This is a genomic window from Blautia sp. AM29-29 (assembly GCF_003480555.1).
Lineage (GTDB): Bacteria > Bacillota > Clostridia > Lachnospirales > Lachnospiraceae > Fusicatenibacter > Fusicatenibacter saccharivorans.
In genome coordinates, this window is the sequence record NZ_QUJD01000005.1 from 51,285 (window position 1) to 65,997 (window position 14,713).

Annotated in this window: 11 protein-coding genes; 10 read left to right on the forward strand and 1 reads right to left on the reverse strand. The window is 44.9% G+C overall.

Going from position 1 to position 14,713, the window contains the following annotated elements; genetic code table 11:
- Window positions 1-278: 278 nt before the first annotated feature.
- From DW769_RS17395 to DW769_RS04875, 7 genes are all read left to right on the forward strand, one after another.
- Complete coding sequence (locus tag DW769_RS17395) at window positions 279-380, forward strand: DUF6783 domain-containing protein (protein ID WP_442857760.1); 102 nt, start codon at window positions 279-281, stop codon at window positions 378-380.
- Between the two features lie 81 nt (window positions 381-461).
- On the forward strand, window positions 462-1,181 hold the full coding sequence (locus tag DW769_RS04850; protein ID WP_055220179.1) for a metallophosphoesterase: 720 nt from the start codon (window positions 462-464) through the stop codon (window positions 1,179-1,181).
- A 194-nt stretch (window positions 1,182-1,375) separates the two neighbouring features.
- On the forward strand, window positions 1,376-2,032 hold the full coding sequence (locus tag DW769_RS04855) for a metallophosphoesterase (RefSeq protein WP_118750039.1): 657 nt from the start codon (window positions 1,376-1,378) through the stop codon (window positions 2,030-2,032).
- Window positions 2,033-2,050: 18 nt separating this feature from the next.
- Window positions 2,051-2,833 carry a metallophosphoesterase gene (locus DW769_RS04860; RefSeq protein WP_118750040.1) on the forward strand — a complete coding sequence of 261 codons (783 nt, stop codon included), beginning with the start codon at window positions 2,051-2,053 and terminating at the stop codon, window positions 2,831-2,833.
- Between the two features lie 136 nt (window positions 2,834-2,969).
- Entirely contained in the window at window positions 2,970-4,025 is a 1,056-nt protein-coding gene (locus tag DW769_RS04865; RefSeq protein WP_118666513.1) for an AAA family ATPase, read from the forward strand.
- A gap of 19 nt (window positions 4,026-4,044) precedes the next feature.
- Window positions 4,045-5,874, forward strand: coding sequence for a DUF2201 family putative metallopeptidase (locus DW769_RS04870; RefSeq protein WP_118750041.1), 1,830 nt, complete (start codon window positions 4,045-4,047; stop codon window positions 5,872-5,874).
- A gap of 125 nt (window positions 5,875-5,999) precedes the next feature.
- The gene (locus tag DW769_RS04875; protein WP_118750042.1) at window positions 6,000-6,689 is read left to right on the forward strand and encodes a metallophosphoesterase family protein; all 690 of its coding nucleotides are present in this window, start codon (window positions 6,000-6,002) and stop codon (window positions 6,687-6,689) included.
- Window positions 6,690-6,800: 111 nt separating this feature from the next.
- Here the strand turns inward: DW769_RS04875 and DW769_RS04880 are convergent, their stop codons facing one another.
- The gene (locus DW769_RS04880; RefSeq protein ID WP_055220177.1) at window positions 6,801-6,992 is read right to left on the reverse strand and encodes a YlcI/YnfO family protein; all 192 of its coding nucleotides are present in this window, start codon (window positions 6,990-6,992) and stop codon (window positions 6,801-6,803) included.
- 515 nt (window positions 6,993-7,507) lie between these two features.
- Between DW769_RS04880 and DW769_RS04885 the strand changes: the two genes are divergently transcribed.
- From DW769_RS04885 to DW769_RS16550, 3 genes are all read left to right on the forward strand, one after another.
- Window positions 7,508-11,356, forward strand: a complete 3,849-nt coding sequence (locus DW769_RS04885; protein WP_118750043.1) for a PEGA domain-containing protein — start codon at window positions 7,508-7,510, stop codon at window positions 11,354-11,356.
- A 124-nt stretch (window positions 11,357-11,480) separates the two neighbouring features.
- A complete protein-coding gene (locus DW769_RS04890; RefSeq protein ID WP_055228088.1) occupies window positions 11,481-13,400 on the forward strand; it encodes a hypothetical protein in 1,920 nt (639 codons plus the stop codon).
- A gap of 278 nt (window positions 13,401-13,678) precedes the next feature.
- Complete coding sequence (locus DW769_RS16550; RefSeq protein WP_199688473.1) at window positions 13,679-14,698, forward strand: hypothetical protein; 1,020 nt, start codon at window positions 13,679-13,681, stop codon at window positions 14,696-14,698.
- Window positions 14,699-14,713: the final 15 nt, after the last annotated feature.

The following is a 14,713-nucleotide window of genomic DNA, read 5'->3' on the forward strand; positions in this document are numbered from 1 at the left end:
TGATTGAGAAATTTGAAAAATAAAATAATCTACAAACAAAAAGGAACGATTTGGATAGAACGTTCCTTTTTTGCATATAGAGAATAAATTGTACAGAAATAAAAGGCGCTGTATAAACAGCGCGTAATGCTGATAGAATGCGAGAAAACAGCAAGAAAAAGAGGATTAAACTTGTAGTTCAATGAAGAAAAAAATAGATGTGGTATAGTATCAAGAAAAAGGGATTTCGCATGAAGGAAAGTTCAATAGAAGATGTATTAGAGCGTGTCTGAAAAATCATTTCCACAAACTGGGACTCGCAGCTTACGAAAAGCCTTTTTCAGACACGCTCTAGAGAGTACATTATGAAAAAAGAGGAGGGACAAGAGTTTGTCCGGTAAAAAACAGGAAGTATGGTAAGATAAGCTGGTAATGGAGAACGTATGCAGATTCGTATGGATGAAAAAGGGAGGATTCTGTTTATGGCTACTTACGTTATTTCGGATATTCATGGTGAGTATGAGAGATTTATGGAGCTGCTGGAAGAAATCGAGTTGAAAGATACAGATACGCTCTATGTTCTGGGTGATGTTTTAGACCGGGGTGAGCATCCGATTAAGGTGATATTGAAACTGATGGAAATGCCGAATGCGTTCTGTATCGTGGGGAACCATGAGGTGATGGCGCTGGAATGTCTGCGGTTTCTCTGTCAGGAAATCACAGATCTTGCCATTGAGGAAGTGGATGCTGAACTGCTGGACAATCTGGTTCTCTGGAAGTATAACGGCGGTGATGCTACGATCCGGGAATTTCGGGCGCTGGATCCCGAGATGCGGGAGGAAGTACTGAATTTTCTGGAGGATTTCAGTCTGTATGAGGAGCTTACAGTGGGAGAAAAACAGTATCTGCTGGTGCATGGAGGGCTGGGTGGATTCACACCGGAAAAGAGGATCGAGGAATATTCCCTGCACGATCTTGTATGGGCCAGACCAGATTATCAGAAGGAATACTTTGCGGATACAAATCTGGTAACAGGACATACACCGACGCAGACGATTCCGGAAAATGATAATCCCGGGTATATTTATAAAAAATATCACCACATCGCCATCGACTGCGGCGCATGCTTCCCGGGAGGGAGGCTGGCGGCAATCTGTCTGGAAACGGGGGAAGAGTTTTACAGTTCGGACAACAATGGGTGAAAGATTTTAGACGTTCCATGATGCCAGTATCAGAAGACCGAAATCCGGAACCAGCAGAACAAGCGGGAAGATTTTTGAAACAGGACATGCCAAAACACAAGCAGGAAAGCCGTTTTGGAAAAATGGGCGGATTACGGAAGCTTTGAAGATTGCAGGAGCAGACACGAAAGCTGCGAAAGAAAAGGAGATTTTGGATGCACTATATTATTACTGATATACATAACGACAGCTGGCGGTTCATGAAATTGCTGGAAAAAATTGATCTCAAAGAGGACGATCACCTGTATCTGCTTGGTGATTTGTTTGACCGCTGCATGGATCATCCAGACCCGGCGGGCGTGTATTTTCAGGTATTGAAGCTGGGGAAAAAATGTACTGTGATCCGCGGCAACCACGATCATTGGCTTGCCAATTACATTTTCCGCTATTACGGGATGGATGAGAGAGACCGCGTCCTCCTGCAGTCGTATCCGTACAATTCCTTCCATCTTTTACAGGAACGCCTGACGGAAGTTGATTTAAAGCAGCTCGCAGAGCGCATCCTTTCCTGGCCGGTACAGGTGGAAATCGAGGTGGACGGTCAGCCGTATCTGCTTGCTCATGCCTGTACGGCAGAACCGGGAAAATGGAAACTGGACAACTATTATCTGATGGGGGATTTGTGGTACAAGGTTTTTCTTCATGAGGGAGTGCATGGATATATTTCCGTCTGCGGCCATCAGAACATGGGAAATGGATCCATCTGGAAAAATAAAAAAGGAAACGTCTATCTGTGTGATTGTGGCTGCGGCTTTGAGAATGGAAGACTGGGATGCCTTTGCCTGGAAACGAAAGAAACTTTCTATGTATAAACAAACAGAGGAAAAGCAATGAAGCGATATATGATGTCAGATATTCACGGATTTCTGGAGGCGTTCGAGGAAGCTCTGAAAAAAACAGACCTTTCAGGGAAAAACCAGCTGATTCTGTTGGGCGATTACATAGATTATGGGCCAGATGGCCGGGCGGTGCTGGAAAAAGTCAGGGCATTGCAGGAAAAATATGGTTCGGAAAAAGTCATTGCCCTGATGGGAAATCATGAAAAAGCACTGCTGGACTGGCTGGAAGAATATGCGGATGTCAACCGGCATATCGGCAGTGTGGAGCGATATCGCAGCCGGGAATGGCTGGCATCGGATGCAGATGGAGACTATGAAACGCTGCACAGCTTTCTGAAAGAAGAACATTTTCAAGAGTTTCTGGAAAAAGAAGCACACCTCTCAGAGGATTCCAGAAATGCAGAAGCAGTACGGCTGATGCTCGAAGATGCGGGGGAACTGATTACCTGGATGTGCCATCTTCCTTATTTTTATGAAACAGAGCGCCAGATTCTGGTGCACGCCGGAATTGCCGAATGGGGCGGTAAAGACTGGCTGTGCGTGACCAGCGAGGAGCTGATGGTGGGGAAAAGAACGGTAAGCCGCGGAGCATTCTATAAGGATGTGATTGCGGGCCACATTTCCACGGCAAAAATCAGTGGAAACAGAATATATGACGGTATCTGGCATGACGGTCAGAGTCATTATTATCTCGACGGAACCACCTGGCGGAGTGGAAAAATTCCGGTGCTGGAATATGACAGTGAAACTGAAAAATACAGAGAAATATGGTGAGACACGTTGTAATGCAGTACAGTAAGATCACGGCAGGGCAGAAAAAGTGATTTAGTCAAATTAAGCAAGTGGTAAAGTGGATTGCGGATATCCGCTTTGAAAAGATACAGGATCGAAACAGAAGGGAGTACATCAGATGCATTTACCAATCAGTGTGACACAGGATGAATTATTAGAAGTTTTGCTTCAGGTTGCGCCGGTACGGCCGGTCTTTATCTGGGGTGCACCCGGCATCGGAAAATCCGCGTTAGTGGAAAAATTCGCAGACGAAGTCGGCCTGCCGTGCGTGTCGCTCCTCGGAAGCCAGCTCGCGCCGGAGGACATTATCGGCATTCCGCAGATCCGGGGCGAGACATCGGAATTCCTTCCGCCGAAAATGATCGCCAGAAAAGAGCCATATGTCCTGTTCCTGGACGAACTCAACGCCTGTACGCAGGAAGTGCAGAAAGCCTTCTATTCTCTGATCCATGAGCGGCGGATCGGAGAATACCATCTTCCGGAGGGAAGCATTGTGATCGGAGCAGGAAACCGTGCCGAGGACAGCGCGATCGTAAAAACGATGTCGTCCGCCCTTTTAAACCGTATGTTCCATGTGCAGCTGAAAGCGGATGTGGGACAGTGGATCAAGTGGGCGCAGGCAGAAGGACTCCATCCGTGGGTCATTGACTATATCATCCAGCGGCCGGATCACCTCTTTTCCGAACCGCCGAAAACCGAAGAACCGTTTTCCACCCCGCGTTCCTGGCACATGCTGAGCGATGCGTTGAAGGAATACCGGGCCGGGGAGCAGAATATTTCGCAGGAAACATTAAAAATGATGGCGTACGCCTGCCTCTTGGAACAGCATGCGGGGATGTTTCTTGCTTACACAAAAACACTGCGCAACACACATCTCCTGGATGACATTATCGCGCAGAAAGCAAAATGGCCGGACAAGCCGGAAAACCGGGATGTGCTGTATTTTCTCGCACAGTCCTTCCGCGCCAGACTGCTTGCAGAACTGCCGAAAAGCAAACAGGGAATTTCCGGCGGCATGCTTTCCTTTGCGTACCGCGCCAAGGGCATGATCAAAGAACTCGCAGTCATCAATTTCGAAATCGCCCAGATGACCGTCGCAGCTGATGGAGCGGAGGCACTGCCGGACTGGTTTATGATGGAAATCATCCGCGATCTGCCGCGGCTCGTCGGATGAAAAAAGGAAGGAGAAAAGGATGCCATACGTTCGAAGCCGGTATTACCGCGAAGAAGAAAAGCCGGCCGGGTACCGCAGAGTGGAGGCCGGCTTTGGTTTGCTGGAAAAAAATACACTGTTTCATCAACTGGATGGGTACATCACTGCAAAGCCCTCCCATCTGAATGCAAAAGGAAGTCTGGCCTGTGTTATGAAAGATGGAAATATCTACGTCAACATGCGGGCGAACCTGTCGCCGGAACAATGGTGCTATGTGATGGCACACAACCTTCTGCACCTGGCGTTCGGCCACTTTGACAAAGCGAGCATCCCTTCCGACTGCGAATTTGTTCCGGCACTCTGGAACAAAGCCTGTGATATCTACATTACCAGATTCCTTTATGACATCCGCCTCGGCGAGCCGATCTGCGCAGATCCGGCGGAAGCATATCCGATCAAACTGAACAGCGAGCAGAAAATTTATGAATATCTGTTGAAGCACCAGGATAATGGTGCGCAGATCTGCGGGACAAACTCTGAAAAATTAAAGGATATGATCGGGGTAGAACGGCCGATCGTTTATAAAAAGGGAGAAAGAAATGCATATGCTGAAAAATTTTCCTATGCAGTTACTCATTCCATCAAATCTGCACTCTGCGATGCGGGAGGATACGATCTTAAAACGAAAAAGAATACCGTCATTTCCAGAGCAGCAGAATGGTTCCTGTCCCATTATCCGCTGCTCGGAGGTCTTGCAGCTACATTTAAAATTGTGGAGGACATTGAACTGTGCCATCGGTATGAAATCCACATTGCCGCGGTTGACGCAGAGCAGGGAATCATTTATGCCAATCCGTCGTGCGGATTTTCGGAGGAAGAGTGGATTTTTGTTCTCGCGCATGAATATCTCCATGCCGGACTGCAGCACCAGAAACGGTGCAATGGGCGTGACTTCTTTTTGTGGAACATCGCCTGCGACTACGTCATCAACGACTGGCTGCACGAAATGGAGATCGGCAGAATGCCGCCGGATGGGCTGTTGTATGATGAAACACTTCACAACAAATCGGCAGAAAGTATCTATGATCTGATCGTGAAAGAGATCCGAAAGTACAAAAAACTAAACACCTTCCGGGGCTTTGGCAGAGGTGATATGTTTAACGGAAACAGACCGCATTTTACTGGAAGAGAAAACGGGGTCAGCCTGGATGAACTGCTGAAAAACGCACTGCGGGAGGGACTGGATTACCATCAGGAGCACAATCGTGGTTTCCTGCCGGCCGGGCTGGTACAGGAAATCAGGGCGCTTGCGATGCCGGCCATTCCCTGGGATGCCGCGCTGGCGAAGTGGTTTGACGTACAGTTTCCACCGCTGGAAAAACACCGCACCTATGCGCGGCCGAGCAGACGGCAGGGTGCCACGCCGGATATTCCAAGGCCAGGATATGCGTATTACGAGCAGGATCTGGAGAGCCGGACCTTCGGTGTGGTCGTGGACACATCCGGTTCCATGAGTGCAAAACAGATCGGTATGGCACTCGGCTCCATCGCCAGCTATGCCGCGGCGAAAGATGTTCCGTTCGTGAGAATCATTTTCTGCGATGCCAAAGCGACGGATGCGGGATATCTGGCACCGGAAGATATTGCCGGCCGGGTAAAAGTCACGGGACGAGGAGGAACCATACTGCAGCCGGGCGTGGATTGTCTGGAACAGGCGAACGATTTTCCAAAGGACGGGCCGATTCTGATTATTACGGACGGGGAGATTGAGAATGACCTGAAGGTAAGACGAGAGCATGCATTTCTGCTTCCGAGAGGAAACCGGCTGCCGTTCCGGGCACGGGGAGAAGTGTTTTATTTTCGGGAATAGTGCGGCGTAGTCTGTGTCTCTGCAAGAAACGATAGCAGCGGCAGAGAAAGCGGACAGAATTTGCGGATGATGTTTTGCGATACTTTAGAGAACAGAAACAGAGAACACGAGAGGAGACGCTGAGAATGAGCATTGTCATTACAGGCGATACCCATGGCACCTTTGATATTGGAAAAGTTGTACGCTATTTTAACGAGCACGAAGACGAGTACACCCGGGATGACTATCTGATCATCTGCGGAGATGTCGGAATCTGCGGCTTTTCTGCAGCATACGAGGCGAATACGAGAGCCGTTTTCCGAAGTCTGCCGGTGACGACACTGTTTATCGACGGAAATCATGAGAACTTCGAACAGCTGAACTCCTACGCCGTGGAGCAGTGGAACGGCGGAAAGGTGCATATCATTGAGGACAACATGATCCATCTGATGCGCGGCCAGATCTTTACGATTGACGGGCTGAAATTCTTTACCTTCGGAGGTGCTTACAGCATCGACAAAATGTCCCGCGCGGAGGGAATTTCGTGGTTCCCGGAAGAAATTCCGTCACGGGAAGAGTACGAAGAAGGATGGAAAAATCTGGAAAAAGAAGATTTCCAGGTGGACTACATACTGACCCACACAGCCCCAAGAGATGTGGCCGCGGCAATGGGGTATGGAGAGCTGTCTGACGATGAGGTGGAACTCCGCCAGTACCTGCAGCGCGTGGCGGATGAGACAGAGTTTCAGAAATGGTATTTCGGACACTTTCATGAAGATGCGGAAGTGGAAGAGGTGTTTGTGTGTCTGTATGATGAGATTGTGGAGTTGAGTTAGGACAGGATCTTGTCCTGAAAAAAATAAGAAGCATGGTAAGATAAAATAGAAGCAGAGAACAGCCAGAAAATGCACGTCGAACCATAAAAATCTGCTTTGAAAAAATAAAAGTTAATTGTGTTCTTCTGACGGGGCGTCCATGTGATCCAGCGCATACTCACACGCCTGAATCACAAAACTGGAAAAGGTAATGTCCTGGTCAGAATCGGAAATTGCCTGTTCGATCTGATCAATCAGGTGAATGGGGAAACGGATGGTTTTGTTTTCCGTTTCCTTGCGGTTGCCTTTTAACTGAAATGCCATATCAAACTCCATTCTGCTGCCGGAGAATATAAGAACGGAGCATGCTTCCGGATCTTATGTGGAAACTACGGGCAGCATAAAACATAACAAAGGTGTTTCAAAAAAAGTTCGACAAAAAATAAATTTTTCGAATCTGCGAAATCGAAAAATGAAGAAAAAGCTGTTTTGGGGACAGCTTATTTCAGTGCGCTTTTTTCTGGCTGTATTCTGATTTTAAAGAGTACTGGAAGCCCAGTCTGTTTTATTGTATTGCATAATAATAATGAAATATGCATTGCAAAATGCATGACAAAATATATTGCAAATAAAGGGAGGATGTATTACACTAAAAGAAATACAATAGAAGAAGGAGGAAAATGAAATGTTCGTTGCTCTGCTCGGCTAATGATTGAGATGCAGAGCAAGAAAAGCCGCCTTTCCATTGACGGAAGGCACCAGGGATCCTGAAGACAGCATAAGCGGCAGATATTCAGAGAAAAAGGATCGAAATTTTACATTTACGAGGGAGAAGACGTATGAAAGTGTGGAAGAAATTACAAGTTGTCTTTCTGGCACTGCTTTTATGCACCGGAATGATGACACAGCCTGCTCTTGCAGCATCGCTGCTTCAGGATGGAATCGAAGCAGCCTTGACAACAGACAAAGAAACTTACCAGCAGGGTGAAGAAATCAAAGTTACTTTAACTGTAACCAATACAAATGATACAGCAGTAACGAATCTGTCACTGGAAAATATTTTGCCGGAAAATTTTGTGCTGGCCGAAAATACGGAGACAACAAAAAAGATGGAATCTCTGCAGGCTGGAGAAACCGTTACGTTGACAACGGTTTGTACGGTAAAAGCATCAGATGACAAGAAGGATGATGAAAATAAGGAAAATCCTTCTGGAGATGACAAAAAGAATCCGACAGATAATGAAAAGCCAGGAAATGGAAACGTAGCAAATGACACGAAAAATCCTGGTACGACAACGGGCAGCAAGGATTCCGGAACGACATTAACAAAAGATCAGGGAACTGGAAACGCAAAGCAAAATGGCCAGTCCTTAAAGGCTGAGAAATTGAAATCTGCACCGAAAATGGGTGACAACACCAAAATTATTGTTTGGGTTGTACTGCTGGTGCTGGCAGGAGCAGCCATTGTTGTTGCACTGAAGAAAAAAAACAGAAGAAATAAAATGTTGGCGTGGTTTCTGTGCCTGATTATGACGGGAAGCACCGTTGCAGGCGTATTTCCGGAACGGGCAAGAGCAGAAGCACAAAGTGTAAACATAGGAAAGGTCATGGAGCTTTCCAAGAATATTCTTGTGGATCAGACTACCGTGGAGCTGAAAGCAAAAGTTGAATATACCTACGTGAAGTCAGATGATCCATCGGACGACACCAAAACATATACACGCGGTGAGTGGGTGCAGATGCTCGCTGAAAAGGTTGAAATGAACCTGGATACAGATCCGGATTCCTTAAACCATTATTATGCGGATACGGCAGGAAATGCGTATGAAGCAGCAATCGAAATCGCAGAGAAATATGGAATCCTGCCGCCACCGGATATCGAAGATCTGGAGCAGGATATCCCGTTTTTCTATCCAGATGAACCGGCAACACGTGAATTTGCGGCTTATACGGCAGTACATGCAATGGGATTCAATGGAATACATTCGTATGATACGAACAGTTGGACGGATTGGGATAGTATTACATATCAAAATGAAGCAGCAATTGCAGTAGGGAAAGGATTTCTGGAATTAAATACAGAAAACCAGTTCCAGCCGCATGCGTTGCTTTCCAAGAAAGATGTTAAATCGATTTTCTGTGAAATTGATGAAATCAGACAGGAAGACACAACAATTGGTGAAGAGCCGCATGATAATACACAGTACGTAGATGGTGTATTGAAAAAAGAACTGGAAAATATCACAGATTATACAGTTGTAGAGAATGCGGATGGAACCTATACAGTTACACTTCCGAAAACAACCGAGACAGAAAAAATCGGAGAAGGAAGTGTTATGATCCTTCCTGCGAATGAAGTTTATATTTCAGGTATCGCGCTCAAAGCAACTACGGTAACAGAGGATGGCGAGAAACTGATTCTGACATGCATAAAGCCAGAATTATGGGAAGTGGTCAGCAAAATTGATTTTGTCGGAGGCGGTACAGCACTTATCGGAGGAGCTGCCGACACGGATGAATACGGAATTGCAACACAGGCTAATATAGGAGCAGGTGGTGTTATTGATGTTGGCTACGAAAAGAATTTTGAATTTAATATTGGTTCGAATGATGAAGGAAAAGGAAAAATTGATTTTGAAATTCCTGAAATTCTGTGCGTTGTAAATGTTGACGTTGGAGTAAATGGTGTTTCGGTAAATGAACTTAAACTTGCTGTCACGGAAAATGCAAATGAAGATATTACGGCGGAAAAAGAATTTGCTGACAGTGGTCAGGTAGAATTAATGCGTTTTCCAATTGCAATAGGGGCTACCGGTTTTACCTTTGATATTGTACTTTTCTGTTCATACAAAGCAGATGGATCCTTACATATTTCATATAGCGTTGAATCAACACAGGGATTTGAATATAAAGATGGAACATGGAGAGGCATTTTCGATTTTCATCATGGTGTTGATACCCTTGAGGCAAAGGGAAATATGGAAGGCGGTATTGGTATAAAAGGTCTGTTGACTTTGTACAGTGTTTTTGATTTAGCAGGCTATTATGCAGATTTAGGCTTAGGCGTTGAGGCAGAATTTGCATACCATGATTTAGAAAATGGAAGTCTTGCATGCGAGGATATCAAGGTATATCCATACTCAACAAATGGACTGGATACAGATTCCCTGCTTGGAGATGTATTGAAGAAATATTTCGATTTTGATCTGGAATTCAAACCGCTTCAAAATGATGAAAACAACAACTTGAGAATAAAAATGCATAAGGAAAATGGAGTCCGCGTTGAAAAATGTACGTACGCCAGCGGCGGTATCACAGGATATGTTTACTCGAGCAAAACACGTTTGCCGATAGAAAACGCGAGAGTCAGAATTTCCAGAAAAGTCAGAGCAGGCAGCGGCAATGGTGGAAACAGCGTAGCCGGAGGCGGCAGTGGAGGCGGAAGCCATGGAGCCTGGAACCTTGAAACAGAAGAAAATGAAATTGCTGTTTTTTCAGGAGGAGCCGGAGCCTGGAGAGAGGAAGGAACAGAAACAGAAAGAATTCTCTATACCGATGTGTTTGGCAAGTACAGCACCAAAAATCTGCAGGATGGAACTTATGAAATTACAGTATCCGCAACGTCTTATCAGACGTACAAGGTTGCGGAAGTTCTGGTTCAGAACAGTGAAATCAGATATGTAGAAGATATCTATATGGTGGAGCGCCATGATGATTTTAATACAGGTTCTGTAGAGGGAACGATAACCGATGCAGTCACGGGAGATGGTATTACAGAAACAGCCTACATTGTACGCAAAGGCTGGAACAATCAAACGGGTGATGCTGTGACAGAAGGAGTATTTGAAAATGCAGACTATACTCTTTCAATGGAAAATGGAAATTATACGCTTGAAATCAGCAAAGAAGGCTATGTGACGAATTACAAAAATATCACAGTAGCGGGAGACCAGATTGAAACAGCAAATATTGTTCTTGTACCGGGAGATGGGAACGGTGAAACCGCAGGAGAACTCCGCATCGTATTAACCTGGGGCGAAGAGCCGTGGGATCTGGATTCTCATCTTGCATGCTACTCGTCGGACAAACCGTATCATATCTGGTTCGGACAGACAGATTTCGAAGGAAATTCTGTTGGAAACTTAGACGTAGATGATACAAGTAGTTATGGTCCGGAAACCATTACAGTACGTAACGTAAAAGCAGACGAAAAGTTCAGCTATTTCGTACACGATTATACCAACAGTTACAGTGAAGTGGCCAATGAAATGTCTCTTTCCGGAGCAAAAGTTCAGGTTTATCTCGAAGGCAAAAACATTGCAACATACACGATTCCGACAAATCAGCCAGGAACCTTATGGCATGTTTTTGATTTCGATGGAGCGACCAAAACCATTAAATCTGTAAACACGCTTGAATATCAGAATGACCCATACACCATCGGTGGAATTGATCAGGAAATGGATGATGTGGATGACACAGAAGAGATTGAAATGTACGCTGGAAAGGTACGAAACAAAAAACAGCCAGAGCAGAAAGTGGTTGTTGAGGAAACTCCATTACCGGAAACAACTGCAGAGAGCGTGATTTCAGAGTCGGAAGCAGAAAAACCTGGTGAAGCAGTATCCAAATCAGAATCAGAGCCAGATGATGAAAACGTGGCAGAAGATGAAACGGTAACTCCGTAATACAAAGAAGTTTAAAATGTGGTGAATCAATAAATCTGATGCACCACATTTTAAACGAATCAAGTAAGTAGCGAAGCGGATTGCGAATATCCGCTTTGACAGGCAGAATAAGGAGCAGGTACAGATGAAAAAATGGATCCGCGCAGTATTGGCAGGCATAATCATTCTGGCATTGATTCTGTTTGGAATTTTTGCTGCTCAAAATACACAGAAGAGTATAAAGCCGGAACAGAATCCGGAAGAACAGAATATAAGTGTATCGGAAAACAGCACATCGGATGAGAACACAGCAGAAAACAGTACGGATGATCCTGACATCATTGTAAAAGACAATGTAAAGGTGATTACCAATGAGATGAAATCAGAAGATCAGCCAACGGAAGTTTCTGACAACAGTCTTACCTTTGAAAAAGATCCTGGTTACCAGACCGGAGATGTTCTTGTTGCGGGAGAAATCAGTGCAGCGCCTTCTGGATTTATTCGAAAAGTAGTGCAGAAAGAAAAAACGAATCAGGGTTACCGGGTAGAAACAGAGCCGGCGACCCTGCTGGATGTATTCGAAAAGGCACATATTATCAAACAGTTCCGGCTGACGGAGGATGGTGCAAGTGAAACAGAAAATAACAGCGCTTATACCATTAAAAGACTGTCCGAAGATGAATCGGAAGAAGAGACAGAGGAAGAAAACAGTGATTACGATTACAGTGTCTCAATCAATGTTGAAGAAGAACCCGTTCAGTTTTCCGGAGAGGCAGGATGGGGATGCTGGCTGGAACTTCAGATTGATATCGAAGACGGTGAAGTCCAGTGTGGAATTGCAGTAAGGAGCAAAGCCGGTATTGCCCTGGAATGCGGCGCAAACAGCGAGAAAGAATTTGAAAAGGAAAAAACCGTTTACGAACGAAAACTGCCGAATATCGAGTTCAACGCCGGTATTGTACCGATTGTTATTACAAATCATCTGGAAGCCGTTGTCGGGGCAGCGGGAAGTCTGGAGGGCGGTATTCACAGCTCTTACGGCGCAACAGCCGACAGCACCCTGGGATTCCAGTATGACAGCAGAACAGGCAAAGTAGAAGAAGTCAAAGAAGGAAATCTGAATTCAGACGGACTTGAGTGGAGTACGGTTGAGGTGAACGGAAGGCTGGAAGCATACATTGACATCCGGCTGAGCGCAAAATTATATGACAGCGCTGGCCTGAATCTTTCCGGCGGAGCAGTTGGAAAAGCAGAAGGCCAGGCAAAGGTATCCATGAAGGACGACCTGGGTGGATATGCGGGCTCACTGGAGCTTTCCATCAGCCCGAGAATCAAAGGAAAAGCAGTGGTTGATATCCCGGTCATTGATAAAAAAATGCAGGAAACAGATCTTTTTGACCGGACCTTTGATCCAATCTGGTCAAAACACTGGGAGTCAAGTGCAGACTGGCAGAAGGATATGGAATGGACGGAAACTGGGGAGCAGGGAGATATCTATGTTACACGGTATGGAGAAGTAAATCAGTGTGACAGCACGGCATTCCAGTTTGAAATCCCAAAAGGCTGGGAAATTCAGACGGAGGAAGTTGGCGGTCCCATGGATGCGGTCAGAGAAAACGTTGTTCTGACAAACGATAGAGGTGTTACCGTTTCATTTTGGTACTGCCAAGGCGCGCTTGGCGGCTATTCGCGTGATATGCTGAAGGCACAGGTTTCACAGGCAGACACTTCTAATTTTGTGCCTGGATATCCATGGGGAACCGATCGTGACTGTTCAGATCTTGGCGAATTTATGGTAGCACGAGTACATATCACAGGCGAGATGATGGCTGGCATTGATGATGATTATGTTCCTGTAGACAGCACGTTGTTCGCAGTGATACCGACATCCCGTCTTGGCGAGATTGAATTTGCAGGTCAGGCTGGGGACGTAGACGAATTTTCTTTTGACTATCCGACACCAGTTGCATTTATCGCAGAAGCACCAGACGGTACATTTACAGAAAAAGAAGAAGAACAGGTGATTCGCATTTTGAAGAGCTTTAAAGTGGCTGAATTAGATTAAGAGGTACCCCGGAGGGCAGGAAGAGATGAACTGTGTTCCGGGGTATTTCAACATCACGTAAGATAAGATGGAAGGAAAGTACTATTTTAAAATCTTGTGAGATCAAAGAGTGAGGATTTTTTTGAAATTACATAAAAAGAAATAGTAAAGAGAAACGAGCTGCGATATAATGAATGTGATGAAAAATGAGTAACGAAGAATCAATAAAAATATGGAAAAGAACATAGAAAACATGGATTTTTCGGGAAACAGAAAGAAAAAGGGAGGAGTGTTTCGAGATGGAAACAAAGAACAAAAACAAAAAGAAAGCCATCATACTTGCTGCGACTGGTATTGCAATTATCTGCGTCTGTGTCATCGGAGTTTTTGCAAAGAAAGCGTATGAACGTCATCAGGAGGAGCTTCGCTTACAGGCGATTGAGACAAAAAACAGTGAGATTGATGGGGAATATCAGAGATTTGAAAAAGAAGAAGACAGAAATAAAAAACTGGAAGCATTGAAACAAGAGATGGAGAGTGCGGAAAAGTATAAAAAGACAGAAGGTGCTTATAAGGAATGCTCTGTACACTATGAAAAAATCATTGCGCAGATGAAGAATTCCTTTGTATCCGAATATGACGACACGATCAAAATAATTGCGGATAAAATTGGTGATGATGTTGAAAAAGTGGACGATAAGGAAGCACTCAAAAACGCTACCAGCGAATTTACGACATTCAAAGATACTTTGAAAAATGACTTCGAAAATTATAATACCGTTGAGCAGGACAGCTTTGACAAATATAACAGTACGATTGATGATTATGTAACAAAATACAATGACAGAGTAAATGCTATTGAAAAAGCCGAGGAAGAAGCTCGTAAGAAAGCTGAAGAAGAGGCTAAAAAGAAAGCTGAAGAGGAAGCAAAGAAGAAAGCAGAAGAAGAGGCTGCTGCCAAAGTTGCTCAGGAAGAAGCAGAAAGAAAAGCTGCTGAAGAAGCTGCTGAACAAAGTTCCGGATCATCTTCAAGTGGTTCTAGTTACTATGACGACAGTAATGATTATAGTTACAGTGGTGGAAGCTCAAGCTCTGATTATTCTGGTGGTTCTAGCTATGATTCTAGTTCTGGAAATGATTACAATGGTGGATCGAGTTCATCTGGTGGAAGTTATTATGGAAGTTCTGATAATATTAATTTTTGGCAAGAAGATAGTAACGGAAATAGAACTGAAGGTTCTTATAATCCTTCGACTGGTGATTCTTGGGATTCAAATGGAAATTATGAAGGAAATGTAAATGATTGGCTTTGGGATTAATATTTATAATTAAGT